Origin of the sequence: Thermogemmatispora aurantia (assembly GCF_008974285.1) — a bacterium.
Classification (GTDB): Bacteria; Chloroflexota; Ktedonobacteria; order Ktedonobacterales; family Ktedonobacteraceae; genus Thermogemmatispora; species Thermogemmatispora aurantia.
In genome coordinates, this window is sequence record NZ_BKZV01000005.1 from 367,291 (window position 1) to 392,953 (window position 25,663).

25 protein-coding genes are annotated in these 25,663 nt (G+C 61.2%); 14 read left to right on the forward strand and 11 right to left on the reverse strand.

Going from position 1 to position 25,663, the window contains the following annotated elements; translation table 11 throughout:
* Positions 1–74: 74 nt before the first annotated feature.
* Positions 75–371 carry a hypothetical protein gene (locus tag KTAU_RS21680; protein WP_170293366.1) on the reverse strand — a complete coding sequence of 99 codons (297 nt, stop codon included), beginning with the start codon at positions 369–371 and terminating at the stop codon, positions 75–77.
* On the opposite strand from KTAU_RS21680, the gene KTAU_RS16465 reads away from it, so the two are divergent.
* The 3 genes from KTAU_RS16465 to KTAU_RS16475 all read left to right on the forward strand — a co-directional run bounded on the left by KTAU_RS16465 (position 345) and on the right by KTAU_RS16475 (position 4,433).
* Entirely contained in the window at positions 345–2,444 is a 2,100-nt protein-coding gene (locus KTAU_RS16465) for an MFS transporter (protein WP_170293367.1), read from the forward strand. The genes KTAU_RS21680 and KTAU_RS16465 overlap by 27 nt on opposite strands.
* 339 nt (positions 2,445–2,783) lie before the next feature.
* Positions 2,784–3,860 carry an MBL fold metallo-hydrolase gene (locus KTAU_RS16470; protein WP_170293368.1) on the forward strand — a complete coding sequence of 359 codons (1,077 nt, stop codon included), beginning with the start codon at positions 2,784–2,786 and terminating at the stop codon, positions 3,858–3,860.
* A gap of 258 nt (positions 3,861–4,118) precedes the next feature.
* Positions 4,119–4,433, forward strand: coding sequence for an HU family DNA-binding protein (locus KTAU_RS16475; protein WP_112430834.1), 315 nt, complete (start codon positions 4,119–4,121; stop codon positions 4,431–4,433).
* A gap of 334 nt (positions 4,434–4,767) precedes the next feature.
* On the opposite strand, the gene KTAU_RS16480 is transcribed toward KTAU_RS16475, so the two are convergent.
* The 3 genes from KTAU_RS16480 to KTAU_RS16490 all read right to left on the reverse strand — a co-directional run bounded on the left by KTAU_RS16480 (position 4,768) and on the right by KTAU_RS16490 (position 7,045).
* Complete coding sequence (locus tag KTAU_RS16480; protein ID WP_151729396.1) at positions 4,768–6,252, reverse strand: hypothetical protein; 1,485 nt, start codon at positions 6,250–6,252, stop codon at positions 4,768–4,770.
* A complete protein-coding gene (locus KTAU_RS16485; RefSeq protein WP_151729397.1) occupies positions 6,252–6,719 on the reverse strand; it encodes a cupin domain-containing protein in 468 nt (155 codons plus the stop codon). Before KTAU_RS16485 ends, KTAU_RS16480 begins: the two co-directional genes overlap by 1 nt.
* An 83-nt stretch (positions 6,720–6,802) precedes the next feature.
* The gene (locus KTAU_RS16490; protein WP_151729398.1) at positions 6,803–7,045 is read right to left on the reverse strand and encodes a DUF2249 domain-containing protein; all 243 of its coding nucleotides are present in this window, start codon (positions 7,043–7,045) and stop codon (positions 6,803–6,805) included.
* Between the two features lie 405 nt (positions 7,046–7,450).
* On the opposite strand from KTAU_RS16490, the gene KTAU_RS16495 reads away from it, so the two are divergent.
* Positions 7,451–7,783, forward strand: coding sequence for a metal-sulfur cluster assembly factor (locus KTAU_RS16495; protein WP_228026500.1), 333 nt, complete (start codon positions 7,451–7,453; stop codon positions 7,781–7,783).
* 46 nt (positions 7,784–7,829) lie between these two features.
* Here KTAU_RS16495 and KTAU_RS16500 read toward each other — a convergent pair whose 3' ends face one another.
* A complete protein-coding gene (locus KTAU_RS16500) occupies positions 7,830–9,188 on the reverse strand; it encodes a heme-copper oxidase family protein (RefSeq protein WP_151729399.1) in 1,359 nt (452 codons plus the stop codon).
* Between the two features lie 28 nt (positions 9,189–9,216).
* A complete protein-coding gene (locus tag KTAU_RS16505) occupies positions 9,217–9,492 on the reverse strand; it encodes a DUF2249 domain-containing protein (RefSeq protein WP_228026501.1) in 276 nt (91 codons plus the stop codon).
* Positions 9,493–9,676: 184 nt separating this feature from the next.
* On the opposite strand from KTAU_RS16505, the gene KTAU_RS16510 reads away from it, so the two are divergent.
* Both KTAU_RS16510 and KTAU_RS16515 read left to right on the forward strand, forming a co-directional pair.
* The gene (locus KTAU_RS16510) at positions 9,677–10,369 is read left to right on the forward strand and encodes a Crp/Fnr family transcriptional regulator (protein WP_170293369.1); all 693 of its coding nucleotides are present in this window, start codon (positions 9,677–9,679) and stop codon (positions 10,367–10,369) included.
* A gap of 269 nt (positions 10,370–10,638) precedes the next feature.
* Entirely contained in the window at positions 10,639–11,193 is a 555-nt protein-coding gene (locus KTAU_RS16515; protein ID WP_151729402.1) for an O-acetyl-ADP-ribose deacetylase, read from the forward strand.
* A 7-nt stretch (positions 11,194–11,200) separates the two neighbouring features.
* On the opposite strand, the gene KTAU_RS16520 is transcribed toward KTAU_RS16515, so the two are convergent.
* Positions 11,201–11,785, reverse strand: a complete 585-nt coding sequence (locus tag KTAU_RS16520; protein ID WP_151729403.1) for a hypothetical protein — start codon at positions 11,783–11,785, stop codon at positions 11,201–11,203.
* A 353-nt stretch (positions 11,786–12,138) separates the two neighbouring features.
* On the opposite strand from KTAU_RS16520, the gene KTAU_RS16525 reads away from it, so the two are divergent.
* Both KTAU_RS16525 and KTAU_RS16530 read left to right on the forward strand, forming a co-directional pair.
* The gene (locus KTAU_RS16525) at positions 12,139–12,537 is read left to right on the forward strand and encodes a hypothetical protein (protein ID WP_151729404.1); all 399 of its coding nucleotides are present in this window, start codon (positions 12,139–12,141) and stop codon (positions 12,535–12,537) included.
* Between the two features lie 89 nt (positions 12,538–12,626).
* A complete protein-coding gene (locus KTAU_RS16530; RefSeq protein ID WP_170293370.1) occupies positions 12,627–13,976 on the forward strand; it encodes a metallophosphoesterase family protein in 1,350 nt (449 codons plus the stop codon).
* A gap of 103 nt (positions 13,977–14,079) precedes the next feature.
* On the opposite strand, the gene KTAU_RS16535 is transcribed toward KTAU_RS16530, so the two are convergent.
* Together KTAU_RS16535 and ychF are read right to left on the reverse strand one after the other, a co-directional pair.
* Positions 14,080–15,276, reverse strand: coding sequence for a M20 metallopeptidase family protein (locus KTAU_RS16535; RefSeq protein WP_151729406.1), 1,197 nt, complete (start codon positions 15,274–15,276; stop codon positions 14,080–14,082).
* A 74-nt stretch (positions 15,277–15,350) separates the two neighbouring features.
* A complete protein-coding gene (gene ychF / locus KTAU_RS16540) occupies positions 15,351–16,523 on the reverse strand; it encodes a redox-regulated ATPase YchF (RefSeq protein ID WP_174844073.1) in 1,173 nt (390 codons plus the stop codon).
* 119 nt (positions 16,524–16,642) lie between these two features.
* On the opposite strand from ychF, the gene KTAU_RS16545 reads away from it, so the two are divergent.
* Positions 16,643–16,879: an FmdB family zinc ribbon protein gene (locus tag KTAU_RS16545; protein WP_151729407.1), complete on the forward strand. Its 237-nt coding sequence runs from the start codon at positions 16,643–16,645 to the stop codon at positions 16,877–16,879.
* Complete coding sequence (locus tag KTAU_RS16550; RefSeq protein WP_151729408.1) at positions 16,851–17,435, forward strand: hypothetical protein; 585 nt, start codon at positions 16,851–16,853, stop codon at positions 17,433–17,435. Before KTAU_RS16545 ends, KTAU_RS16550 begins: the two co-directional genes overlap by 29 nt.
* A gap of 1,352 nt (positions 17,436–18,787) precedes the next feature.
* Here the strand turns inward: KTAU_RS16550 and rho are convergent.
* Together rho and KTAU_RS16560 are read right to left on the reverse strand one after the other, a co-directional pair.
* A complete protein-coding gene (rho, locus tag KTAU_RS16555) occupies positions 18,788–20,047 on the reverse strand; it encodes a transcription termination factor Rho (protein ID WP_112430863.1) in 1,260 nt (419 codons plus the stop codon).
* A 669-nt stretch (positions 20,048–20,716) separates the two neighbouring features.
* A complete protein-coding gene (locus KTAU_RS16560) occupies positions 20,717–21,226 on the reverse strand; it encodes a hypothetical protein (RefSeq protein WP_151729409.1) in 510 nt (169 codons plus the stop codon).
* 337 nt (positions 21,227–21,563) lie between these two features.
* On the opposite strand from KTAU_RS16560, the gene KTAU_RS16565 reads away from it, so the two are divergent.
* The 4 genes from KTAU_RS16565 to KTAU_RS16580 all read left to right on the forward strand — a co-directional run bounded on the left by KTAU_RS16565 (position 21,564) and on the right by KTAU_RS16580 (position 25,654).
* Positions 21,564–22,013, forward strand: a complete 450-nt coding sequence (locus tag KTAU_RS16565) for an FtsB family cell division protein (RefSeq protein WP_170293372.1) — start codon at positions 21,564–21,566, stop codon at positions 22,011–22,013.
* Positions 22,014–22,561: 548 nt separating this feature from the next.
* Entirely contained in the window at positions 22,562–23,335 is a 774-nt protein-coding gene (locus tag KTAU_RS16570) for a gamma-glutamyl-gamma-aminobutyrate hydrolase family protein (RefSeq protein ID WP_151729411.1), read from the forward strand.
* A gap of 349 nt (positions 23,336–23,684) precedes the next feature.
* Positions 23,685–24,983, forward strand: coding sequence for a GAF domain-containing sensor histidine kinase (locus KTAU_RS16575; protein ID WP_170293373.1), 1,299 nt, complete (start codon positions 23,685–23,687; stop codon positions 24,981–24,983).
* Complete coding sequence (locus tag KTAU_RS16580; protein WP_151729413.1) at positions 24,980–25,654, forward strand: response regulator; 675 nt, start codon at positions 24,980–24,982, stop codon at positions 25,652–25,654. Before KTAU_RS16575 ends, KTAU_RS16580 begins: the two co-directional genes overlap by 4 nt.
* Positions 25,655–25,663 lie beyond the last annotated feature (9 nt).

The following is a 25,663-nucleotide window of genomic DNA, read 5'->3' on the forward strand; positions in this document are numbered from 1 at the left end:
CGGCCTGGCCGGCGCCTCCGGGCACTCCGGGCAGGTCGAGCTGGCTGCCGGCCCTTTAGTGTTCACGGGTTGATTCACAGGCTGAGCACCTTGAAACTGGTGATGATGAGCTGGAAGCCATAGTACCATAGGCCAGCTTGTAAGGCGGCGAGATAGCGATTATTGGTAACCGCCAGGTCCTGGCTGCCGTTGATCAGTAGCTTGAGAGTATTGTCCGTAACTTCAACCCGGTAGGGATGGGGGAGGGTCCCTTGCTGAACGCAGGCAGGCGGCCAGGTAGTATAATAAAAGCACGAACCGCTCTCCTCGCAGCGGTGCAGCAGGACATAAAGGCGGTCTTCTGTATGGATGCACGTATCTCTCAGCATCATCTGACAGTTCGTGAGCAACTGGTCCTCAGCTTCCTCTGGCTCGGACTCAACATCCAATCAGCCGCCCTCTTGCCGATTGTGATCCCGACGCAGATTCTCCTGTTTGTCGCTCCGGGCCAGGTTGGCAGCGCTGAGCAGGCGACCTTTCTGGGCTGGCTGTCGGCGATGGGGGCTTTTTTTTCGTTGATTGTGCCGCCCATTGTGGGCCTGCTTTCTGATCACACCAGCAGTCCCTTTGGCAGACGGCGGCCCTATATCGTGGTCGGCGGGGTGTTGACGCTGGTGAGTGCCCTCCTGTTAGCGGGCGCCATAAATGTGGCTCTGTTGGTGGTTGGGCTGGCACTCTTCCAGTTCGCCAGCAACGTTGTCTGGGCGGCCTATCAGGGCTTACTGCCCGATCTGGTGCCAGAGGACCAGCGCGGCGAGGCATCTGGCTACATGGGCCTGATGACCATTTTGGGCAATGTCGGCAGCCTGGGTCTGGCGGCCTGGCTCCTCGGAGGGGTGAGCCTGGGATCGCTCGGCGCTCCTCTGATTGTGCGAGGAGCGCTGATTTATTACGTGGTAACCGACCTGGTTATGCTGCTTGGTATTCTGGTGACTGCCTTTGGGGTGCATGAGATGTCCTATCATCCGGCGGCCCGGGCCAAAAGCCGACTGCGCTCCTGGGAGGAGCTGCGCCACTGGCTGGTCAGCAACTGGATCACGCCCTGGCACAGCTCCAATTTTACCATTGTCTTCTTGACGCGCTTCTGCGTCATGATGGGCCTGTACTTGTTCATGACCTTCATCGAGTACTATTTTGCGAATGTGGCGCATGTCTCCAATTTTGTTCAGCAGACGGCTGCTGTGGCCACGCTGGCTCTGGTGGGTGCCTTGCTCAGTACGCTGGGTCTGGGTATGCTCTCGGATCGCTTTCGCCGGGCGCCGCTCGTTTGCCTGGCGACATTGGTAATGGGGCTGCCAGCCCTGGCCTTCGTGGTGGCGCCAGCAGCACTGCCGCTCTGGCCGTTGGGCCTGCTCTTTGGTCTCGGCTATGGCGCCTATACCAGCGTTGACTGGGCCCTGGCGATCGATGCCCTGCCTTCGTTGGAGGTGGCCGCCAAGGATCTGGGTCTATGGGGCGCCTCATCGAACCTGCCTTTGACGCTGGCTCCCTTGCTTGGTAGCCTGGTCATCAGTATGGCCGCTAGTCAGGATCAGACAGCCCTGGGCTATCGCCTGGTCTTCGCTCTGGCCGCTGTCTTTCTCCTGCTCGGGGCAATCCTGGTGCTGCGTGTGCGCGAGCAGCGTCAGCAGCGGCGCCTGGCGGAGCCGCAGGATGGAGGGGCTGAGGAGCGGGCACCTGGCGGAGCAGAGAGAATGCTCAGGGCGTCGACGCCGGCTCTATCCACGGCTGCCATCTCAGCGGGGACGCATCCCATCCGGCAGGGTCAGCGGCGACGGAAGCGTGTCAATCCCCTCTGGTCGCTGGCGCGTGAGACGCACGCTGGCGAGGCGCGGGGAATCATGCGCTTCTGGACATTTTGGGAGAAGCTGTCGCTCGCTGTGCTGAGGATTCAGCCAGTGCCTGCTGCCCCCTATGGTCTGTTTCATGCCCGTCTCACGCGCTATCATGGTCGGCGCCCCCTTGTTCTGTCTGATGGGACGCGCATCGACCGCGGCGATCGGCTGATGGAGCTACACTTGGCCAATCGTCACCTGCGCGATGCCGCTCTGCGGAGTTCTCCCTGGGAGCTGCTGCGCATGATGCGCGCCGATCTGCGCGCCCTGGCAGCCTGGTTGCAGACGCCGGCCTGTGCGGAGGTACGCGCGGTCTATGGAGTGACTCTCTTAGGCCAGGCGGCCCCTCGCCTGGGCTTCAGCTTGCGAGAGAGACCGCGTAATCTGTGGAGCCGGGCTGATCGCATTTTTATGACCGGCCTGTTGCTGCTCTATCATCCGCAGGGGCGAGCCCGTCTCGCACGCGGCACCACCTATGGCCGCTATCCCCAGGAGGTCTGGATGTCACGCTCCGAACTGCTACACCTCTACGGCAGCTCTGATGGAGCAGCGCCGAGCACGCACATCTAGCGAGCAATGCAGGGACGTGCGCGCTCTTCCTGGCGAGACGCCTCTGGTTTTCGGTTGACACAACCGTAAGGCGGCGCCTACAATCACAAATAAGGCCACCGGCGTGAGCAATGGCCCGCCAGGCAGACTGGCGCTCCGGCGAGCCTCTGATCCTGGCCAGCCGGTGGGCGCTTTCTCATGAGAATTGAGCGTTTCTGTCTCTGTTTGTCCCTCTATTCAAGTCTCCGGTCGTGGGGCAGAGGCCAGAAGAAGCAGGGGAGGGTTATGGAGGACAAGCGAGGGTGTGAAGCTGCTAGCGATCTGCCCGGCTGGAGAGAGTAGCGAGTGAAGGTGACTCTCTTGAGTGACGATAAGAAGAACCGTGCCACGGCTGATGAGCGCCCCAAGCATCCCGCCGAGCTAACGCCGGGAGCCCAGGAGGTTGTGAGTGGCGTCTGGAAGATCACTCTGCCCATTCCTTTTCCTCTGCGCACGGTCAATGTCTATGCTCTGGTGGGCCGTGATGGCTGGGCCCTGGTCGATGCAGCGATGGGAACGCCCGAGGCCCGCGCCGTCCTGACTGAGGGGCTGGAGCGTGCCGGCTTGCAGCTACGGGAGTTGCGGGCTTTAGTGCTCTCGCACCATCATCCCGACCATATTGGCCTGTCGGCAGAATTGCAGGAGCAGAGCGGCGCCGCCGTCTATATGCATCCCATCGATGCCGCCATTATGCAGGCGATGTGGCGGGATGGCCAGAGCGATCGTAGTGGCCATCAGCGCTCCTTCGCTCTGGCGAATCAGTTTTTCAGGCCGCATGGAATGCCGCCGCTGGAACCGACAGTCAGCTCGCAGCTGCCACCGGAGGTGATGAACTTTGTCATTCGCGTCCCTCCGGCGGAGGCCATTACCCACGTCGAAGATGGAGCTGAAATTACCCTGGTTGGGGAGCACTACCGCGTCATCTGGACGCCCGGTCATTCGGACGGTCATATTGTGCTCTTCCGCGAGCGCGATGGCCTCTTACTGGCCGCCGACCATGTACTGCCGCGCATCACGCCCAATATCGGCCTCTATTCGGAGTACAATCGGGCCAATCCACTGGGGGACTACATTCAGTCGCTGGAGAAGGTGCGTCATCTCCCGGCGAGCCTGGTACTTCCGGGTCATGGCGAGCCATTCCGCCATCTGGCACGCCGCGTACGCGAGCTGATCAGGCATCACGCTCAGCGCGAACTGGAGATTTTGTCGCTGCTCGGTCGGCGTCCCCAGCACGCCTATCAGCTCGCCGAGCAGGTTTTTGGCTCCCGTCTGAAGAACGACGAGTCGCGTCGGATGGCGGTGGCCGAGATCCTCTCTCACTTAGAGCACCTGCGTCTTGGGGGATATGTCAGGCAGGAGCGTACAGATGATGGCTTGATTCTGTACGCTGCTGTTTAAAAATTTTGGCTATGGTAGAGCTGTCAACCCGCCTGGGAAGCCAATTTTTTACTTGTTCGCTCGCTATGAATTGGCTTCCCAGGCTGATTCAGCCTCACAACCTAGCTCTGAAGCTTGACGAGCCGCTTGTATTTCGGAAAAGTGCGTGCTATATTCTATTTGGCAGTGAGGTTGTCATGCCGCTTGACTGGCCCGGCGTCTTCGGGGCCGAGACCGGGAGCGGCCTTGCATCGACAGTTGTGTTGTAAGGAGGTCTCCATGGCAACAGCGAAGAAGAAGGAAGTTGCGACGATTGGCCGTCAGGAATTGGCCAAGCGCATCGCTCAGAAGGCCGATATCTCTCAGAAGCAGGCGGGTATCATTCTGGAAACGACGCTGGACGTGATTCGCGACGCTCTCAAGTCCGGCGATGAGGTCCGCCTGGTTGGCTTCGGCTCCTTTAAGGTACGCAAGAGTGCGCCGCGCAAGGGCGTCAATCCGCGCGATGGTAAGACCATTCAGGTGCCTGCAAAGAACCGTGTGCGCTTCTCCGCCGGTAAGGAGCTGAACGAAGCTGTACAGAGCAAGAAATAGCTGTAGTCGCTCGTAGTGCGTCTCTTCTCCTCACTGCCACTGGGTCCCTAGCCCCTGGCACGCCCTCGCTGGAGCAGGGAGAGGGGTGAGCGAGAGCGCCTATCGCCCCAATCGACCTTGCTCCTCCTCGTGCAGGCCACGGGGCTGCTGTTTACTCACTTGACTGATGATCGCTCGTTCGCTCGCGGCCCTACCTTTCTCCGCTGTGAGCCATGCCTCCCCTTCCATCCCCTTTGCCTAACTCAGGCTTATGCCCTGACTCGCTCCCTGCTCCGCTGGCTAATCTTGCTCTCTCCGCCCCTGTTTCCCTTCATCGTCGCTAGACAAGCGGCGTTCAACTCTTCCCTCCCCTGCTGCGCAGAGCTGGCCAGAGGTTGCAGGCCAGGCAGACAACTGTAGCCAGTCCTGATGGACCCGACAGGGCGAAGAGCAGGTTCAGGAGCAGGGTGCTACCGGACCAGAGGCTCCCCAACGGTGAGGCCAGGAGCAGGGGAAGAACACGCAGGGCGGTGGCCAGGTTGCCGAGCCAGAGAGTGGCCGCCACCAGCCGGGGCGAGGTGATCGTGCCGCCGGAGAAACCCGGGACCATGCGCGGAGCGATGCCGCAGATGAGCAGGGTGATGAAGCCCATTGCCAGGCCGTGGCGCGGCACGTCAAGGCTGAAGGGGAGCGGGCTGCCCCAGAGCAGGATGAGACCCGCGCTGATCAGCAGGAGAGCAGAGAAGAAGGCCCATAGATAGGCACTGGCGATCAGGACGACGAAGGGGCCGTAAGCCTGGCTTTGCTGGGCGGTGTGGCGGCGATAGGTGCGCGCCAGGGCTTCTGGTGACGGGGAAAGGGCCGCGACGTGGGCCGGTAGCCGTCCGCGTCGGCGCATCATGCTGATAAAGATAGTAACAAAGCCGGCGATGACGCCGCCCAGCAGCAACAGGCCAGGCCCTTCGAGGAAACGAAGTGGCCAGGCGGTCGAAGCGACAGTCACCTCGGCTCCGTTGGCGAGACTCAGGCCCAGGCAGAAGAGGAGCAGGCCAAGCCCATAGCCGCCGGCCAGCGGCCAGAGGATAGGTCGCGGAAATGCTTCCAACCCGGCGTACATGGGAAGCGACTGAGCAGAGACGGCCAGGGCAAAGGAGATGAGGAAGCCAAAGAGGCCGAGGCTGACGTTAAGGTCGTCGCCAGGCTGGGGCGCGAGGCCGCTCTGGGTGGCCGCCTGCAGCATATTGACCAGATTCAGGATGGCCGCCACCGCCAGGGCGAGCGCGGCCAGGCTGATAAAAGGAGCGATCCCTAAAAAGGCTTTGCGCGTGCTCAAAGCCGGACCATGCCGCAAGAGTAGGAGGTATTCAGCAGCGACCAGCAACAATGCCAGTCCCTCGCTGCCGCCGCTCACCACAAGCGCCAGCCTCCAGAGGAGAGGGACGGGACCGGTCAGGGTAAGCAGCGGCTGAGCCAGAGCGCGCAGGAGCAGGCCACCAATCTGCAGACCGAGAATCCAGGGCACCAGCCGCGGTAGCGGGAGGGCCGTGCCGCGCAGACGTGGCAGGAAGTGGAAGGAGACGCCGATGACAAAGAGCGCCGCCCAGCCATAGAGCTGGAGATGGCCATGCGCCTGCACCAGGGCGCTCCACCAAGTCGCGATTGCGAGATGCAGGGCCTGGGTCACCGTGAGTACGGCAGCCAGCAAGAACCCGCCGCCGCTGCCGATGAGGAGGGAGGCGCGTAACACCGGAGAGACAAGTTTGAACGGCTCCTGCGCTCGCTCGCGCTCTCTGCCGGCATTAGCTGCACCCGCCGAAGAGGTAGCCCCTGCCGCTGACATCAGCCCTCACCTCCTCCTGGCCTGCGCTGCGGCTCGCTGGCTGGCCCCTCGGCAGCAGGTGCGACGGCCTGGGCTGTCGTGCCTGCTCTGCTGGCCGCGACCAGGGTGATCAGGAAGACGCTATCCTGTAGCGCTTCAACGCTATGAGCCACGCGCGGCTCCAGATGGAGCAGTGTTCCCGCTCGCATACTGATGCGCTCGTGCTCCAGCTTGAACATGAGATGTCCTTTAATGACCTGAATAAAGGCTTGATAGCTCGTGCGGTGCTCGTCTAGCTGCTGCCCCTCCTGCAGGGCGAGCAGCAGCAGGCGCGCCGTGGTGCTTTCCCAGAGCACTCGCACCGCTGGTCCCTCGCTGCGGAAAGTTGCTGAGGAGGCCAGATCGAAGACTCTGAAATGGCTGACGGCCTCTGGCTCCTCGGCAGCGCGACTGGCCTGGCTGGTGTTGGCCTGCTCCTGCTGCTCCATCCTGTCTGGGTGCCTCCTTCTCTTGCTTAAACTATCCTCCCGGTGACCGTCTCTGCTGTCAATCGGTAATTTTCAGTGGGAGATCAGCCAGCACGCTTGACAATGCGAATGATCCACTCCTCTGGCCCCTGTTGCTCCGGTATCCAGTCGAAAGCCTCTGGATATTCCGCCATCAATTGATAGCGCAAAGGGGCGGGATCGTGGTCATTGATCAGGCGCAGTGCGCTGCCTGGTTGGAGCGCCTCCAGGCGGTTGAAGATAAGCGGATGACGCTCACGTGGTATGATCGTGCGCACATCGAGCGTTTCGGCAACGTTGTCACTCATGCTTGAACTTCTTCCTCCTGATGTATCTACAAAAAGGCGACAATCGCTCTCGCTATCACGAGCCAGAGACGGGGGTACTCGTCCGGCCAGTAGCAGAAGCTCGTCCTTGGGAGACAGAAGGCTAGCTGTCCTGCCGGGATCATCCAGACTGAGGGACTATGCCCCCTGGCCGAACAGGCTATCCTCTCTCTGCTGCCTCTAAGTATGGCAGCCTGGCCACGAAAATACCGTGACTTTTGTCGCAGCTTAGCTGTCCTCCTGCACGCTATACTTGCCCGTGAGGTGACGGTGAGCCACTGCTGCTCTGCCTCTTTCCTGGGCTGGCCTCGTCCTGTGGGGGAGGCAGAGCAGCGCCCTCTCTGTAAACGCTCTCCCTGCTAGCAGAGCTGAGCAAGAAAGGGGCTGATGGCAACAATGCTTGATGAGAAGACAATTGAACGGGTCAGGCGGGAGATTTACGAAGCACTGCGCAGCGTGGATGATCCCGAGCTGGGGGTCAATCTGGTCGATCTCGGTTTGATCTACGGCATTCAGTTGACGCCGGACGGCTTTGTGACGATCCGCATGACGCTCACCACGCCCGGCTGTCCCATGCATGAGTCGCTGGCGGACGGCGTCGGGGCGGCGCTGGCCCATATTCCTGAGCTGACAGGCGGCGAGATCGAACTGGTCTGGGAACCGCGCTGGACACCCGAGCGCCTGACCCCCGAAGGAAGACGCCTGCTGGGACTGGCCTGACCGGTTGAGGGGCCAGGCTGGTTCCAACAGGCGTGCCTGTCGAGGGCTAGCTGAGCAACGTACTCAGCTTCCATTCCAGGTGGCGCACCACGCCGAGTACATTGACGGCTGCTCCCACCAGGCTCACCCCGACCAGAACTGCGCCCAGGCGCAGCAGGCCATCCCAGCCGAGGAACACAGCGGGCAACAACAATACCAGCCCCCCGTTGAGCAGCCAGAAGCAGACCCAGGCCAGGCGCTCGTGGACCAGCTCGCGCATCAGCGGCACCTTCTGATGGCCGACCAGTGGTCCATAGCGACTGTGCCAGACGAGAAAGGGAACGATCTTGTAGAGATAGCCGACTATGCTCTGCCCGCTCCAGCCGACGAGCAGGCAGAACACGAGGGCCACGGGCCAGGCAGGCAATGCGCCCCCGATCGCGATCAAGATGGGCAGGGCTGTTGCCGCAGCCAGCAGCCAGAAGAGGGCTGCACTACTGTGATACTGGGTCACGTCCAGTGGACGTCGCCGCCGCCGGCGCAGCAGGCGCCAGTAATCCCAGCCAAAGAGCCAGACGCTGAATGTGAGCAGCATCGCCCCCAGTAATGTCAGCCAGCTCGCCTGCCCCAGCAGGCCGAGGGCCAGCCCAATGATCCCCAGATTCAACAACCCCAGCACGACCCAGCCCAAACGATCATTGTGATCGTGCGCCAGCGCGAAGAGAGGCACCAGCGTGTAGGAGACACCTACCAGCATATTCGTCAGCCAGCCGGCCACACCCAGGGTGACGTGAATTGGCAGGACCAGCAGCGCCCCCAGGCCTAGAAAACCGTAGATGAAATTGAGCGCTGCTGTCAGGCCGAGCGCAACGACCAGGCCAAGGTAGAGCAAGGCGGCGAAGAGGTAGAAGACTGTCAGCGGGCGCTTGCTGGCCTGGAGCAAGGTTGTAGCCAGGATGGCCACATAGCAGAGCACTGCCATGATGACCAGTGAACCCCCGAGCACGAGCAGCCCGGGAAGAAAGAACCAGAAGCCGCCCAGCAATGCCAACACCCCGGCCAGGTAGAGGGGGTAGACCACTGGAGTCAGAGCTTTGATACGCAGGGGCGTGACGGCAATCACTGGCGTGAGCTGCTGCGAGGCTCCCAGAATGGTCATCGTCAGCCAGCCGAGCGTTATCGTGTGGACAAGGGCCAGGACGTGGGGCTGACCGCGGTTGATGAGAGCCTCGGGCAATACGAATGGCAACAAGAGGCCGGCCAGAGCGGCCAGACAGATACCTGTAACCAGAAAGGGCAGGGGTATTCCGAGCGGCACACCGCGCCGTCCCATCATCCTGGACAACCCGCCGGCCTGCTGGTCGGTAATCCTGAAGGCGCGCAGGCGGGCATCTGCTCCAGGGGGTCCGCCGGCCATTGGCATCATCGTTATCACCTGCCTTGCTACGTGCTTATTATTGTCCTGTGGGGATCTCCTGGCGTGTGAAGCGGACCACCCATTCATTGGGAGCCAGACAGAGCGTCTCGTGGCTGAAGCCGCGTCCGCCGAGCACGCCGTAGAGCGGTACTGGCTCAAAGGGGGCCACAATCACCAGCGTTTCACCTCTCTTCAGCGGCGTAGCCGCCTCCATGATCCGCACAAAAGGTTCATCGCCGCGTTCCAAATCAGGGCGCACGTCCAGCAGGGCTGTCGCCTGCTCGCGCCAGATCTGGACCTGTTCCAGGTCCATGTCCAGAAGCCTCCTTTCCTGCCCGGTAGGATTGCCGGGCATCTTACATTTACTTGCCTCGTCAATCGGCGCTACAATTCTGAGTGTACAGCTCGGGATAGGCTGTCACCGTAACTTTTGTCGCATCTGGCAAACACAGCACAGAGTTGGCTTTCTTTGGCTGGCAGCGAATGGTGAGAAGAAGATGGCAATCGATATTGAGGCGGTACGCCGCATACCAATGTTCGCCGCGTTGGGAAGTGAGGAGCTGGAGCGCGTGGCCACGGTCACCAGAGAGCGGCGCTACGAACGCGGTGAGTTGATCATCATGGAAGGAGAGCGCGGCGGCGCGCTGTATTATGTACAGAGCGGGCTGGTTAAGGTTTTCAAGCTCTCGCCCGAAGGCAAAGAGCAGGTATTGCGCCTGATCAGCGCTGGTTCTACCTTCAACGATGTGCCAGCACTGGACGGCGGTCCCAATCCCGCGAGTGTAGCCGCCCTGGAACCGAGCACCGTCTATAGCATTAGCCGCGAAGAACTACGTCGACTGATCAGAGAGCGGCCTGCGGTGGCAGAGGGGGTAATTGCCGCCCTGGCGCTGGCTCTACGCCACCTGGTGGGCCTGGTTGAGGACCTCTCGTTCCGCCACGTCACGGCACGGGTAGCGCGCATCCTCTTAGAACAAGAGCAGGCCCTGGCTGAGGGCCGTCAAGCACGCCGCCTGACCCAGCAGGAGATGGCCGCCATCGCGGGCACGGCACGCGAGGTCGTTGGGCGCGCCCTCAGAGAGCTAGAGGCTGCCGGGGCGATCTCCGTTCGGCAGGGGCGTGTACACATTCTCAACCAGGAGCGTCTGCAGCTCCTGGCCGGCGGCCCTGGACCGATGCCAGTCTTGTAAGCTCCTCGACTCGCTGGCTAAGAGAGAAGCGCAGGCAGTCGACCCTTCCAGGCCGCTTCAGTAAGTGCTCTAGCTGCCTGGCCGGACCACTGTACCAGTGCTTGTCAAGGCTGGCTGGCATCCGCCACAATGGATAAGGGAGGCCCGGCCAGGCGACGCAATGCAGAGTTGGAGCGTGCTCCTCTCCTGGCAAGACAAGGCCGGCCTGTTACCAGATCTGATCGACCAAAACTCTCGTCCACTGGCAGCACAAGAGAAGGGGTGACCGCATGCTAGAGCAACGTGAAACGCGGATCATCAACGGAGTGACACTTGCCCTGATGCAGGGCAATATCGTCGAGGTAGAAGCGGATGCCATTGTGAACGCTGCCAACTCGGCCCTGGCCGGAGGCGGCGGAGTCGATGGGGCCATTCATCGCGCCGGTGGCCCACAGATCATGGCGGAATGCCGCAAGATTGGCGGCTGCCCCACCGGAAGCGCTGTGGTGACCACGGCAGGGCGACTGCGCGCGAAATACGTCTTTCACGCCGTTGGCCCCATCTATGGAGTCGATCGCGAGGCCCCTCGCCTGTTAGCCAGTGCTTATCAGCGCTGCCTCGACCTGGCCGAACAGTATGGCCTGCAGAGTATCGCCTTTCCCTCGCTCAGCACCGGCGCCTACGGCTATCCACTGGACGAGGCCGCGCCCATTGCCCTGCGCACCATCATTACTCATGTGCTGAAGCCGACCTCGCTCAAGCGCGTCATGCTGGTGCTCTACGGAGAAGAGGCTTGTAGAGCCTATGCCCGGGCGCTCGCCTCGCTGCTGCCCGCTCAGCAGTGAAGCGGCTTCAGCTCTCTACGCTCGTCGCTGAGGCTGAGCGCATGGGCAGGAGAATATCCCCCTCAGCGCCGCAGCCGACAACGCGATAGCGACCGCGCTCCATTGTTACCGCGCGGCAGCTATAGCTGGCCGCCGGGCGTGGGGGCGAGGGAGCGATAAAAATGGCTGTCGCGTCGCTGAGCAGGCAGTGCCCCTGCTGGCGCTCAAGGCGAAAATGATGGATGAAGCCGCTGTCCACCTCGATGCGGGTATAGTCCAGCCGGGCCGGCTGGCAGTGAAGGAAAGCCTGGAGCAAGCAGGCCTCTGCGGGAAGCGGGTTCTCGCCACGCGGGCTGCTGCCCTGGGGGCCGACGCCGTGAATGCTGCCGCAATTGAGAGACTGTGATGTCTGGGGAGTCGAAGCGGCAGAAGTTGCCGGTCTGCCCGGCTGGTTCTGGGGTGGCCCATTGCTGGCAGTCCCATCGGTAGCCTGGGCCGTGCTGGTGCAAGCAGCGAGCAGCAGCAGCAACACGGCCCAGCCCAGACGGCGGAGCCTGGTTGACCAGGCTCTGGCTGGCAAAGATCTCTTGTTTGGGCTTTGGACGCTTACCATCCTCCATAACCTCCTTGGCTACCCTATTTACATAAAATGGCCCCCTCGGGGGAGGTCCCCCCATCTTTTCCTAGTCGCTCGTCGGCAGGGAGGGACAGGGTCCCTGCTACCAAAGAGACGCAGGCGCCACTCAGAAGTTCCCATCGTCGGCTCAGACTCAGCTTCGCTCTTGTTTTTCCCGGGCCAGGCGCGCTATAGTTAGGGCGAGTTGAGTCTCCCCATCCACTTTGCACTATCACAACAAGAAGCTTATTGAAAGGATGCAACCACCGGTGGCTTCGTCAGGCTGGCCGGCCCGACCCCCGGCGCCGCAGAGCCTGGTGTGGTGACCCAACGGTTGCGCTAGGCATACAATGGCACAGGTTTTCATCACACTCCACTATTGGAACCAGTTTCTGGTCCTGGCGACAGGCGCTATCACAACCATCTGGGGCTTTATCCTCTTCTTCACGAAGAGAACCGAGACCCTCAATCCGGCCTGGCGTATTGCCCTGATTGTGACGGGCTGCATCGCGGCCCTGCAGGGCTTGCTCGGAATCATCATGGTCATCATGGGGCTGCGTCCTGGAACTGGCACGGGCCTCTACTGGCTCCATTATGTCTATGGAGCCATTGTCGTCTTCATCCTACCTGTGGCCCTCACCTATAGCTCCAGCGGCAAAAACGTCCGGCGCGATGTGCTCATCTTCAGCATTGCCACCCTCGTGCTCGTCGCGGCGGCCATTCGAGCCATGATGACCGGACCTGCCTGATCTGGCCTGAGGCTGCGTTTCTTCAGGACCACCTGGTGAGGGAGGGGCAACGACACAGAAAGCGAGCAGACTGGGGAGGAGTCATCAGCGTGCGAGCATCTTTCATTCATGTCGCCGATATTCATCTAGGATACGAGCAATACGGCGTCGGCGAGCGCTTCAACGACTTTGCCCGAGCTTTTTGGGAGATCATGGACGAGGCGGTTCGGCGTCAGGTTGATTTTGTCGTGATTGCGGGCGATCTCTTCAATAAGCGCTCCATCGATGCCCGCACCCTGCTCCAAGCCATCGAGGGGCTGCGGCGTCTGCGCGAGCGCGAGATACCGGTGATTGCTGTCGAAGGCAATCACGACCGCAGCTACTACCGCGATGGTGTCTCCTGGCTGCAATTCCTCTGTCATCAAGGCTATTTAACCCTGCTGGCGCCGCAGATGCGTGGAGGCGCGCCGGTCATTGCTCCCTGGAGCAGGCAAACCATGCTTGGCTCGCATGTCGATCTGCTAGAGGGACGACTGCGGGTCTACGGTTTGCCCTGGCAAGGCTCTGCGACCCTGCGCTGTTTGGAGGGGCTGGCCGAAGCCCTGGCTGCCGAGCATGCCCACGAAGAGGCTGCTGGCGTTGAATATCGCCTGCTCGTAATGCACACCGGCATCGAAGGAGTAGTACCACGTCTGCAGGGACTGCCCTCGCTGAGCCACTTTCAGCGCCTGCGCCCCTACATTGATTACGTGGCTCTGGGGCACATCCACAAGCCCTACGAATTTGAAAGCTGGATCTATAACCCCGGCTCACCCGAGACCTGGAGCGCCGAAGAGGCTCAGTGGCAGGAACGAGGCTACTACTTTGTCGAAATCGACACTGGCAAGGCCCAGCCAGGCGGGACAGCAGAGCGCCCCTGCTATCATCGGGCCACTCATCTGGTCAACAGCCGCCGCCCCTTTGTCCGCTATGACCTGCGCGTCGACGGCCTGGTGACCCCCGAAGCCATCTACGCCCGGCTCGCCGAGTTTTGTCAGCGCGAAGGGCCGCGTTACGCAGGGGCCGACCAGCGCCAGCGCCCCGTCGTGCAAGTCCAGCTTGTGGGAACCCTGGCTTTTGACGCCGATGCCCTCGATCTTCAGCGCCTGGAGGAACTGCTGCGCTCCTCTTTTCAGCCCCTGCATGCCCGCGTCGAGAACAACACCAGCGACCGAGACTATCTGCTCGACGGCGAAGGACTGGACGGGCGTGATCGCTCCACCTGGCATGAACTTGAACGGCGCATCTTTGCCGAGCTACTCGGGCAGGACAGCCGCTATCTACCGGCGAAAGAAGCCTGGGGGCAGGTGCTGGCCGAGCTGAAGGAGCGCGCTTTGCAGAAAGAGGACCCCGTCGTTCTGGCACACTACCTGCGCGAGAAGCGTGCAGAGCTGCTGAGCGGCGGCGAGCCAGCTCACTAGCCTGCTCGGCTCGACCAGCGCTCGGCTGCCTGCACGCTACCAGGTACTGAAAGCGCTACGTTGAGTGAAGGTGATGCTCCCGAGAGCGACTCACCTCAATGTGTCAGGGATGCAGATAGTCGAGTGCTGCACGTGTCAGTACCTCCACAGCCACCGGCAGGGCCTCCTCATCGATGTTGAAGCGCGGATGATGGTGAGGGTAGACAGCGCCTTTAGCCTCATTGCGGGCTCCGACGATAAAGTAGCAGCCAGGCACGGCATGCAGAAAATAGGCCATATCATCGCTGCCAGTCGTCATCACGCGCTCGTCGCTATCGACGCGCTCCGGTCCGGCGGCGGCCTCCGCTGCCCGGCGCACCACCTCGGTCATCGCCGGATCGTTGACACAGGCCAGGCAGCCATCGGCGACCTCGACCTCGCAGGTTGCTCGATGAGCGGCGGCAATGTTCTGCGCCATCTCGCGCAAGCGGGCAATGATGTGCTGGCGATATCCCTCGTCGAAGGTACGCAGTGTCCCCTGTAACACCACCTCCTCGGGAATGATATTGAAAGCCGAACCAGCGTGAACACTGGCAATGGTCAAGACCGCCCGCTCAAAGGGCGAGGTCTCCCGGCTGATCAAGGTCTGGAGCGCTAGAATAATCTGAGCGGCGGTCACCACTGGATCGATCGTTCCCTCGGGCATCGCGGCATGACCGCCCTTGCCCTTGACGCGCAGCTCCAGGCGGTCGGCGGCGGCAAAGATCGGACCGCTACGCACTCCCACGCGCCCGACCGGGTGGCCGCTGAAGAGGTGCAAACCAATCACCCCATCCACGCCCTCCATCACCCCGGCCTGCACCATTGGCGCGGCCCCCCCGATTACCTCCTCAGCCGGCTGAAAGACAAACTTGACCGCTCCCTTCAGTTGATCGCGGTGTCGGCTCAAGAGCGTCGCCACCGCCAGCGCAATCGAGACATGCCCGTCGTGGCCGCAGGCGTGCATCTTGCCGTCGACCGTTGAGCGATAGTCGACCTCGTTCAATTCATGAATAGGCAGCGCGTCCATATCGGCGCGGATTGCCAGCGTGCGCCCGCCTTCACCGGCGGTCCCGCGTAGCAGGCCGACCACGCCGGTCTGAGCAATACCGGTCTGCACCTCCAACCCGAGCGCGCGCAGGCGGCCTGCCACAATCTCGGAGGTGCGCACCTCCTCAAAGGCCAGCTCAGGATGCTGGTGCAGATCGCGCCGCAGGGCCACGATATCCGGCACCATCTCATCGATTTCCGATTTCAAAGTATCTTGCTCAGCAGAAGCCATACTCTTCCTCCAGGCAGAAGAACTGATAGAGCCTGCGAGCGGTGGAGCAGAGCCGGGTCAGGCCAGCGCTCACTTCAGCGTCCCACATTGAAGCGGAAGTGAGCGATATCGCCGTCCTGTATCACATAATCCTTGCCTTCGAGCCGCTGCAGGCCCTTACGAGCCGCTGCGGCGAAAGAGCCACCGCAGGCCATAAAGTCATCGAAATGGGTAATCTCGGCGCGAATAAAGCCGCGCTCGATATCCGAATGGATCTTGCCAGCGGCCTCGGGGGCCTTCGCCCCTTTCGTCACCGTCCAGGCGCGCACCTCATCCTCGCCGACCGTCAGGAACGTAATCAAATTCAACAAGCGATAGCCGACCTGAATCACGCGCTCCGCTCCCAGCTTTGGCAGGCCGAGCGAAGCCAGATACTCGGCAGCCTCCTCGGGCGCCAGCTCGCTTAGCTCCGCCTCCAGGCGGGCGGAGACCGCCACCGTCTCAGCCTCCTCAGAGCGTGCTCGTAGCGCTACTGCCGCCACACCATGCAGCTCGCCGGCCAGGCTTTCCAGTGCTGGCTCAACCCCCTGGTGGATCTGCTCCAGCAAGGTCGCAGCCTCGGCGAGCACATCCTCGCTCACGTTCAGCACATACATGCGCGGCTTCATCGTCAACAGGAACAACTCCTTGACCAGAGCCTCTTCCTGCGCATTCAGCTCCAGACGGCGCACCGGTATCCCATTGCTCAGCGCCTCCTGCAAGCGAGCCAGCAGATCCAGCTCTTGCTGATATTTCTTCTCACCTGATTTGGCCGCCTTGGCCGTGCGCTCGCTGCGGCGCTCGACAGTCGCCAGATCGGTCAGGGCCAGCTCGTTATCGAGCTGCTCCAGATCGCGCAGCGGATCGATGCTTCCGAGCGGGTGGGGCACATTTTCATTAGCAAAGGTGCGCAACACAATGGCCAGTGCGTCGGCATTGCGGATATGTCCTAGAAATTCAGCGCTCAGACCTCCCTTACGGGCCTCCTCATCCTGCTGACCCATACCGGCCACATCCACAAACTCCACCGTGGCATAGGTTACCTTCTTAGGCTTAAAAATCTCCGCCAGCGGCTTCAAACGCGGATCGGGCACCTGAACCACAGCCGTATTGGCCTGCACCGTCCTGGTCGCATAGCCACTAATAGGCGCCTGGGCGCCCGTCAGAGCGTTAAAAAGCGACGTCTTGCCACTCTGAGGCAGACCGACGATGCCTATTCTCAGAGCCATAGCGAACAAACCCCTCCTGACCAGCTATTCTTGACGCTTATTCAACCCTCCCTTACAATTAGGAGTGGCATCCTTGATTGCTCCTCTCTCTTTGTGCAACAACGTGGAGGTCGCTTCTCATGCCATTGTACGAATATCGCTGCAGTGATTGCAAATCCCGCTTCGAACTCCTGGTCAGCCATGAGCGGGCCGACGACGTGGCCTGTGCCCAGTGCGGGAGCGAGAACGTCAGGCGCCTGCTCTCGGTCTTCGCCACGCAGCGCGTCGGGGCGGCATCGGCTGTAGGCCTGGAGGAGTTCTCCGCCGGCGCTGGCGGGAGCTGCAGCTGTGGTGGTGGGAGCTGTGGCTGCCACTGACACCTCTTCTCCAACTCAGCAGAGGCCGCAGAAGAAGGAGTCGCGTCTCTTCTTCAAGACCAGCTATCGACGCGGCATCATCGAAGCGGTAGTGATCTACACGCTTGGACGCCTGGGGGCCTTGATCAGCCCGCAGGTCTTCCCGGACTGGTTGTTTGTGCTGCTGCCCCTCCTCTTTCTCTTCCTGCAGTACCTGGGTGGCCCTATCTGGGCAACCTATCGCATCCAGTCGACCAGGCGTGAGCGTATGAGCCGGCGTTTCTGGCTGCTTGGGCCGCTCCTGGCAGGCCTCTGTTTCCTGATCGACCTGGTGATCTCGCTCACGCTCGGGCTGGCCGTCAACGCTCTGGGAGGAGTGCAGCAAGGTCCAGCTCTCTGGCGCTTCTTCGCCAGCGGTGAGGCGCATCTCAGCCTGAGTGAGTTCGGCCTCTATGAGCTGCGCACCGCTGTCGCCCTGCTGGCGCTCTACACCGTCGCCGTGGTCTGCTCGCGCCTGGCTCAAGGCGGCTTCCTGCGCTTCACAATGCCGGCGGGTGGTCGACGGGTAACCCTCTAGCGGCTCCTCTCTCGCCCATCCATTCCCGTGCGCCGGGCGAGGGCAGAAGCAGAGCAGGATCGGCAGCCAGGTACAGGAAACTATTGGCAAGTGCTGGGAACAGATGCCCTCGCAGCTTGACCAGAGGAGAACCCCCGGTCTCGCTCACAGCCGCCAAACGAGGGGACAAAAAAAGAGCGCTGCGCGGGAAAAGCAGCCCGCCGCGCTTTTTTTCTGCCACGGTCAGCTCCCTGTTCATAGGAGAGATACAACCACCCCTTGCTTGATCCTGGCCTGGCACTCGCTGGCTGGTCGTAGTCAGCAGTTGCAGGCCCGAGAGCCAGGTGCCCCTGGTAGCGTTGCCACAGAGAGGGCGCTACCGCCCGCGAACAGCTCGGAGCGCTGCCCTCCCGAAGGAGCGGAGCGCTTGCGCTTGTAGGGCCAGGAGTCGGTGGTTCCCTGTCACCATCAGCCAACAAAAGCATAGGCAAAGAAAGCAAGCAGACACAGCGACCTCGAACAAGATGGCCATCTTCTGCAGAGGAGGGCCTCCTATTGGCTCACTGCTTGGAGCAAGCCAGGCTGATCGTGGGTTGAGCTGACCGAGCCGGACTGGCGCGTAGCAGCCGCGAACAGCCGGCGCGGCGGCGAACCCGCCTGAGTAAGCGAGGCCAGCCTCCTCTCTGAGGCATCACGAGCATCGTCCTCAACGGCTCAATCGGCAACCAGCGGCGCCCTGATTCTGCGGTACAGACCGCGGGCAACCTGGGAGCAGCCTTACTGGCCTGATTCTTAGTTGCGCTCCCTTAGTCTCGAAGCCGGAGCCACCTGTCAGCGGACGAGCGGAAGGAGCACCTGGCCTGTTCACGTCTTCTTCCGTTAGGAGCCGCATCTGCGCTCACCTTCGTTGCTCATTCTGCTGCCGCCCGCTTGCTGGCGAGCGGAGAGCAAGAGACGATGGGTGGAAAGGCGGCCCTGGTAGGGGCCAATCGAGAGCCGAGAGAAGGCCCCGCCCCGTGATGTGAGCGCCTACGAGGGGCTGCGACTACCAGCCGAAGCCTGCCTGCCGGGGTCGAACCTAGCTGTCGAGCGGCCTCGCTTCGTCGCGGGCGAAGGAAAAGGAGTGGAGAAAAGAGACCGACCGGGCGGCCCAGTCAGAACAGAAGGGACACTGTTGAGGGGGCCAGGAGCCAAGCCGTGCGACGATGCGACAGCACCACAGTGCCCACAGTGCCCACACTGCCCACACTGCCACAGCGCAACGCCGTAGCGACGCTAACGAAGCGGACAGGCGAACGAAAGCCGACGAAGCTGAAGTGACCAGCCGGCAGAGAGAAGCAGGAACGTGAACGCCAATCTCTGATCGAGCTTCTCTACAAGATACTCTTATTCAGAGTAGCCAGGAACTCCATATTATTCTGCGTCTTAGCCATATGCTGTAGCAGAGCCTCCATCGCCTCCAGACCGCGCTGCTCCGCCAACGTTGAGAACATTCTGCGCATCAGCACGACGGCGCGCAGCGTCTTCTCATCGAGCAGGAGATCCTCGCGGCGCGTGCCGGAGAGACTGATATCGATGGCTGGGAAGACCCGTCGCTCAGCCAGTTTACGATTGAGGATCAGCTCCATATTACCGGTGCCCTTGAACTCCTCATAGATCACATCGTCCATGCGGCTGCCGGTATCGATCAAAGCCGTAGCGATAATTGTCAGGCTACCACCCTCCTCGACCTTACGAGCGGCGCCGAAGAAGCGCTTGGGCGGGAAAAGGGCGCTGGGATCGAGTCCGCCGGTGAGCGTACGACCACTGGGCTGAACAGCCAGGTTATAGGCGCGGCTGAGGCGAGTGATGCTGTCGAGCAAGACCACCACATCGCGCCCGCCCTCGACCAGGCGTTTAGCGCGCTCCAGAACCATTTCGGCCACGCGGGTATGGGCCTCAGTTGGCTCATCGAAGGTTGAGCTGATCACCTCGGCCTTCACCGAGCGCTTCATATCCGTTACCTCTTCAGGGCGCTCACCGATGAGGGCCACCATCAGATGGACATCGTCGTACTTCTCGGTGATCGAGTTGGCGATGGCCTTCAGGAGCATCGTTTTGCCGGCTTTGGGAGGAGAGACGATCAGACCACGCTGACCGCGACCGATGGGGGCGACCAGGTTGATGAGGCGACCGGCGATGTTCGTTGGACCGGTTTCCAGATCGAACATCTCGCGGGGGAAGATGGGCGTCAGGTTATCGAAGTGGGGACGCCGTTTCGCATCTTCCGGGTTCATGCCATTGATCGCCTCCACGCGCAGCAGGCCGTAGTACTTCTCGTTATCCTTCGGCGGGCGCACCTGACCGGTCACCATATCGCCGGTGCGCAGGCCGAAGCGGCGGATCTGCGACTGGGAAACATAGACGTCCATGTTTCCCGGCAGGAAGCGCTCCTGGCGCAGGAAGCCGAAGCCATCCTCCACAATTTCGAGCACGCCGGCGCTAAAGATGTTGCCCTGCTGCTCGGTATGCTGCTGAAGAAGCCGGAAAATGAGGTCTTGTTTTTTGAGGGTTGTGTAGCCGGAAAGTTCGAGGTCGCGAGCGATCTCGCGCAACTCTGCGATCGTTTTGGTCTCTAGCTCAGCGATGTTCACGTTGCGTTGGGCGAATTATGTCCTTTTGGGAAAGAACACGCCCCCTCTCCTTTCTGGTTGAACCTAGATTTCATAAAGGCTGCTGGTGGGAACAGGTACATAACAGGCTTCCGTCTCTGAAACCCGTGAACAGGTGGTGACCGTACGCTTGCTGTGCTGAAGTAATGCTTGCTTGGTTTGGTTGCAGGACCCGGAAACGGATCGACGACCCGGGAGGTTCTGGTCCGGGGAGTCAGCTTCACTATACCACAGGCGCAAAGCAATGTCAACTGCCCTAACCCTGGTTTTTGCCCGCTGCAGTCCGCTTCTGTCCCTCTTTGCCCGCCTGGCTGGCCTGGGGCCTGCCTCTCCTGGCTGGGGGCCGACCGGAGGCGGGATCAGAGCAGAGTAGCGGACGGGCCTGCCTGCAAGTGAGTCAGTGAGAGCTGCCGCTGAAGCGGACGAGGCGCACCTGTTCGTTGGCTGGCTGGCTAGCTAGCTCACTGGCGAGCGCGTGCGTCAACGCGTGAGCTGGGCAAGCAAGCAAAGAAAGCCAACAGATAGGAACGGTTAACCCCCCACGAAGGCAAGCGCCTCGTGGGTCAGAGCGATCCGGCTCGCTTCACATGCCCTTAATCGATCGATTGCTTGATCGGAGTCGGCGGCGGGGGCAGTCAGGCCCGCTGAGGCTTAGCGCCGTTGAGGCCTGCCCCGGGCCTCTATCCAACCCGATTGTTGGACCATATCATAAAACGCAAACCACTGGTTGTCAATCCACTCATCGCAGAGGCGACGCGCTTCATGCAGGCCGCGCCGATCCAATTCATCGTTTACCACATTATAGGCATGTGGATGGCGATAGCGACGTGGTAGGGGCGAACCAAAGCCGTGAGCGTAGTGAGCCAGCTCGTGGGCGATGGTAATGAGCAAGACCTGCTCTGGGACAAGCTCATGCTGTAAGAGGAGATTGATGCCAATAAAGGTGATGCCGCTCTCTTCCGAGAGACGGATCAGCCCCAGGCGGCGCTTCCAGGGCTGGCAATAGGCGATCTGCACTTCATTGACGCGCGGAATATCGGCAAAGTAGGTCTGCCAGATGTAGTCCAGGCAAGGAGGCAGATCGCGCTGCGGCGAGACTTCGGCAAGCGAACGGGCGCGGGCGGGGGCCTGCTCTCCGGGGGCTAGTGCAGATAGCAGCATGGCCGCTGATCCTCCTCGACGATATGATTCTGCTTGTGTGTCCAGTATAGCAGGGTACTCCCAATGGCCGGGCCGGCCTGTCAGATCCCAGACCCGCTCGCCTGGATGTTCGCGTGGCCTGTCTCCTGATTCTTCCTCCCTGGGAGGCGCGTGAGCGTAAGATCATGTATTATTTCTACATAGCATACCTTCTGGCCCGAGCATCGTCAGCAGTTTTTTGCCAGAGAGCATCACTGCAGATGCGTCTCGTTATGAGGCAATAAGCAACTTTCCAGGCAGCCGTCCGGAAAGAAGGTAGGCAATCATGCAGTACACACCAAGGAGAAGAAGACGACTGATGCCCCGACAAGATGGCAGCGGTTCCAGTGTGACAGCGGCGGTTGGCTTCGGCGGGGGAAGTGGAGCCAACCGGGCGCGACGAAACGTGCTCTTCACGCGTGGTCTGATCTGGGTCACCGCCCTGATCAGTCTCTCGCTCCTGCTCGGCTCGATCGCCCAGGCCTGGTCGAATAGTCGCTTGCTGGAGCAGGAGGCCGCCGCCCGCGCTCAGTATGAGCAGACGCTGGCCCGCCATGATCAGCTGCAGAAGTTGGTCGACTACTACAAGGACCCCTTCGTCATTGAAAGCGAGGCGCGTCAGAGTCTGGGATATGTGCGGCCCGGCGAACATCGTGTGGTGATTGTCAGTCCACCGCCCAGCCAGCCGCCAACCAGGCCACGTCCAGCGCCACCCGCTTCCAGCGGCGGCTTCTGGTCCCAGTGGTGGGCGATCCTCTTCGGCAGTTAGTGGTGAGGTGCGCGCGGTGCTCAATCTCGCTCTGCTGCCCCCGAGCTGAGTCCAGCAAAAGCGCGGCTCAAGCGAAGCGGGCATCTGGTAGCCCGGGCTGCCTCTGCGGTCCAGGCTACCAGATGCCATAGTCCGATAGCATAGAAGTAATAGCATGACGCAACAGGCTTGACGTCTTGCCTATAATAAGAATAGACTATCATCAGTAACAAGCCTACAACATTGTTAGTCTTTTGAGGTAGACAACGTGAAACGTGCTATCGCTGGCGACCACGTGAGCGTCTCCTACCCGCAGTGTCCGCGTTCTCTAGCTTTTGCTTCGCGGACTTTTTGTGCATTTATGGGCCTTATGGAGATGCTTATGCTTATTAGCGGGCTTCAGCGTGTAACGCTGGGGCTTCGTAAGCTTGGTTGCGCAGCGATGCGTTTCGTTGTGTAGTATCTGGCATCTCCTCTGAAGCGGAACGCATCACAAGCGTTCCGCTTCTTCTGTTTTTATAGCGCTCATTATTCATACGCGAAATCTTATATGAAAGGCTGTTAAGACCATGCGTCCTTTGATCGGCATTCCGTGCCATCCGGCTTATCGGCATGGCTCTCAACGCCCGATCTACGGCAATAACCGGGCATATGTCCATGCCATTGAGGATGCCGGGGGCGTTCCTGTGCTTATCCCGCTTGTTCATGATCTCTCCGCTCTGGAAGCGCTGCTGGCTCACCTCGACGGATTACTCCTGCCCGGGGGACAGGATATTCAGCCTCGTCGCTATGGCGAGGAGCCGCATCCGCGCCTCGGCGACACTGATCCCTCCCTCGATGAGTTTGAGCTGACGCTGGCCCATTGGGCGCTGCAGGAGGAGAAGCCGATTTTGGGCATTTGTCGCGGGATGCAATTGCTCAATGTGGCTCTGGGGGGGACGCTCTATCAGGATTTAGAGAGCCAATATGCAGGCAGTCTGCGTCATATGAATCAGGATCGGCCCCGCAGCCAGGTGGTCCATCGGGTGCTCATCGAGCCGGGTACTTGCCTGGCGGCCATCACGGGTGAGCGTGAGTTTTGGGCCAATAGCATTCACCATCAAGCGGTCAAGGAGCCTGGCAAGGGAGTGCAGGTCGCTGCGCGCGCTGAGGATGGTGTGGTAGAGGCGATTGAGGTGCCGACCAGGCGCTTCGTCGTGGCCTTGCAGTGCCATCCCGAGGAGATCTATCGTCAGGTTCCGGCCTGTGCGCGTGTTTTCTCGGCTTTCGTCCAGGCTTGTGGTCTTCGCGAAGCAGTGCCTCAGCCTCAGCGCGCCCTGTCCTTACCGGTCGGGGCGGCTTGAAGCAGGGCCGCGTGACACTAGACACCTTTCCCTGGCAACCCCGACGCCGGCCTGCTGTTGCGGCCCCTTTTCCCTACCCCTGGAAGAGGAGCACGTGGCAACAGGCCGGCGTGCCTTTTGCGGGCGTGCACGCGCGCGTGAGCCTTCTCTCTCGGCTGCTCAATCTGCCCCGCGCTGAAGCGGTGTGGTGTGCTATACTAAAAAAGAGCGTCTGGTCCTCAGTGATTTATTTATACTTGCTTGTCTGTGGATGGAGGGGCCAAGCACGCCGCCGTACAGCGGCAGGCCCACGCTGCTCGCGACTGGACAGGGCGGTGGTCTGTGCTGCATCAGCCGGTCAAGTGAAAGCATGATGGATTCTGAACGATACCACGCTCCAGCCAATGGAGATCTTGCCGCAGCGGATGAGGGCCAGGAAGAGGCTGCCTCTTTGCTTGGCAGTAACCGCGAGCTGGCAATCCTCTACACCATTGCTGGCCAGCTCAATCGCAAAGTGGACGTGCGTGAGGCTTTGCAGGAGGTCTTAAGTCAGGTCACTCGTCTGCTGGGCCTTAAGACAGGCTGGGTCTGGCTGCTTGACAGGGAGGGGCGACCGTTTCTTGCCGCTGCGCAGTCCTTGCCCCCTTATCTGGCTGACCATCCCGAGCGGATGACCGGGCGCTGCCTCTGTCTGGATACCTTTCTAGGCGGCAATCTGGCCAGCGCGGCCAATATCAATGTGCTGCGCTGCAGTCGCTTGCGCAACGCTGAGCGCGAGGGCGATCCCTCTTCCTGGGGCCTGCGCTTCCATGCCAGCGTCCCAATCCATGTTGGAGAGGTGCCGCTGGGGGTGCTGAATGTGGCCAGCGAGGACTGGCGCGAGCTGCATTCGTCAGAGCTGCAATTGTTACATATTATCGGCGATCAGATTGGTCTGGCTATTCAGCGTGCACGCCTCTCTGCCGAGCATACGCGCGCCGCAGCCCGCCTGGCCACTATCGAGGAACGTAACCGCCTGGCACGGGAGATTCACGATACGCTGGCTCAGGGCCTGGCGGCAATCGCTTTGCAGTTAGAGACTGCCGATGCTTTGCTCCCTACGCAGCCCGAACGGGCCCAGACGGCCATTCGCCGCGCCCTGGCCCTGGCGCGCAGCAATCTGGAGGAGGCCCGCCGCTCGGTAATGGATCTGCGGGCCGCCCCACTGCAGGATCATACCCTGCCCGAGGCTCTCGCTCTGTTGGTCAAGCGCTTGCAGGCCGAGAGCGAGACCCGGCTGCAGTATCGCTATGAGCCGCCGTCGGGACCAGGCGAGGAGCCTGGCCGCTTCCCTCCGCTCTCACCTCATTGCGAGGCCGGTCTCTATCGCATCGCTCAGGAGGCTCTCTCCAACGCGCTGAGACATGCCGCCGCTGAGCAGATTACGCTCACTCTGGCGGTGCGTGATAAGATGATTATGCTCCAGGTACAGGATGATGGGTGCGGCTTTGATCCCGACCGCGCCCGCGAGTATACGCGCGAGGGTCATTTCGGTCTGACTGGCATGAGCGAGCGGGCTCGCTTACTCGGGGCCCGGATCTCCATTGAAAGCCTGCCGGGCGCTGGCACCTCCATTAGCGTCTATCTCCCCTACCAAGGGCAGGAGCAAGAAAGGTCCCCCTGGCTATGACGATTCGCATCTTGCTTGCTGATGACCATCCGATTGTGCGTGAGGGCTTGCGGGCTGTGCTGGAGACACAGCCGGATCTAACTGTGGTGGCCGAAGCCGCCAACGGTGAGGAGACAATCGCCCAGGCCCGTGAAACGCACCCGGACATCGTCCTGCTTGATCTTGAAATGCCGGTATTGGACGGCGTCGAGGCTATTCGCCACTTGCTTGAGTTAGAACCGAAGCCGCGCGTGATCGTCTTTACGGCTTTCGATAATGATGAGCGGATTCTGCACGCCGTGCGGGCCGGGGCCCGAGGCTATCTGCTCAAAGGGGCGCCGCGCGAGGAGATTTTCCAGGCCATTCGCGTGACAATGGAGGGCGGCTCTCTCCTACAGCCAGTGGTCGCCTCAAAATTGCTGCGTCAGATTGGCCAGCAAGGTGGTGGATCGCAGATAGCTTCTTATCCCTACGAGCCGCTGACCGAACGTGAGTTGGAGGTCTTGCGCTTGCTGGCCCAGGGCATGCCCAACAAAGAGATCGCCGCCCGCCTCGTTATTAGCGAACGCACCGCCAAGTTTCACGTCAGTTCGATTATGAACAAGCTGGGGGCTACCAATCGCACCGAGGCTGTGGCCCTGGCCGCTCAGCGTGGCCTGATCACCCTGCAGGGTGATCCCTCCTGGCGCTAACCTGAGCGA

Bases quoted from the DNA above. Each gene is read 5' to 3' on its own strand.
- KTAU_RS16465 (WP_170293367.1), top strand. From the start codon at position 345: ATGGATGCACGTATCTCTCAGCATCATCTGACAGTTCGTGAGCAACTG.
- KTAU_RS21680 (WP_170293366.1), bottom strand. From the start codon at position 371: ATGATGCTGAGAGATACGTGCATCCATACAGAAGACCGCCTTTATGTC.
- KTAU_RS16475 (WP_112430834.1), top strand. From the start codon at position 4,119: ATGGCAACAGCGAAGAAGAAGGAAGTTGCGACGATTGGCCGTCAGGAA.
- KTAU_RS16480 (WP_151729396.1), bottom strand. From the start codon at position 6,252: ATGTCAGCGGCAGGGGCTACCTCTTCGGCGGGTGCAGCTAATGCCGGC.
- KTAU_RS16485 (WP_151729397.1), bottom strand. From the start codon at position 6,719: ATGGAGCAGCAGGAGCAGGCCAACACCAGCCAGGCCAGTCGCGCTGCC.
- KTAU_RS16490 (WP_151729398.1), bottom strand. From the start codon at position 7,045: ATGAGTGACAACGTTGCCGAAACGCTCGATGTGCGCACGATCATACCA.
- KTAU_RS16495 (WP_228026500.1), top strand. From the start codon at position 7,451: ATGGCAACAATGCTTGATGAGAAGACAATTGAACGGGTCAGGCGGGAG.
- KTAU_RS16500 (WP_151729399.1), bottom strand. From the start codon at position 9,188: ATGATGCCAATGGCCGGCGGACCCCCTGGAGCAGATGCCCGCCTGCGC.
- KTAU_RS16505 (WP_228026501.1), bottom strand. From the start codon at position 9,492: ATGGACCTGGAACAGGTCCAGATCTGGCGCGAGCAGGCGACAGCCCTG.
- KTAU_RS16510 (WP_170293369.1), top strand. From the start codon at position 9,677: ATGGCAATCGATATTGAGGCGGTACGCCGCATACCAATGTTCGCCGCG.
- KTAU_RS16515 (WP_151729402.1), top strand. From the start codon at position 10,639: ATGCTAGAGCAACGTGAAACGCGGATCATCAACGGAGTGACACTTGCC.
- KTAU_RS16520 (WP_151729403.1), bottom strand. From the start codon at position 11,785: ATGGTAAGCGTCCAAAGCCCAAACAAGAGATCTTTGCCAGCCAGAGCC.
- KTAU_RS16525 (WP_151729404.1), top strand. From the start codon at position 12,139: ATGGCACAGGTTTTCATCACACTCCACTATTGGAACCAGTTTCTGGTC.
- KTAU_RS16535 (WP_151729406.1), bottom strand. From the start codon at position 15,276: ATGGCTTCTGCTGAGCAAGATACTTTGAAATCGGAAATCGATGAGATG.
- ychF (WP_174844073.1), bottom strand. From the start codon at position 16,523: ATGGCTCTGAGAATAGGCATCGTCGGTCTGCCTCAGAGTGGCAAGACG.
- KTAU_RS16545 (WP_151729407.1), top strand. From the start codon at position 16,643: ATGCCATTGTACGAATATCGCTGCAGTGATTGCAAATCCCGCTTCGAA.
- KTAU_RS16560 (WP_151729409.1), bottom strand. From the start codon at position 21,226: ATGCTGCTATCTGCACTAGCCCCCGGAGAGCAGGCCCCCGCCCGCGCC.
- KTAU_RS16565 (WP_170293372.1), top strand. From the start codon at position 21,564: ATGCCCCGACAAGATGGCAGCGGTTCCAGTGTGACAGCGGCGGTTGGC.
- KTAU_RS16570 (WP_151729411.1), top strand. From the start codon at position 22,562: ATGCGTCCTTTGATCGGCATTCCGTGCCATCCGGCTTATCGGCATGGC.
- KTAU_RS16575 (WP_170293373.1), top strand. From the start codon at position 23,685: ATGATGGATTCTGAACGATACCACGCTCCAGCCAATGGAGATCTTGCC.
- KTAU_RS16580 (WP_151729413.1), top strand. From the start codon at position 24,980: ATGACGATTCGCATCTTGCTTGCTGATGACCATCCGATTGTGCGTGAG.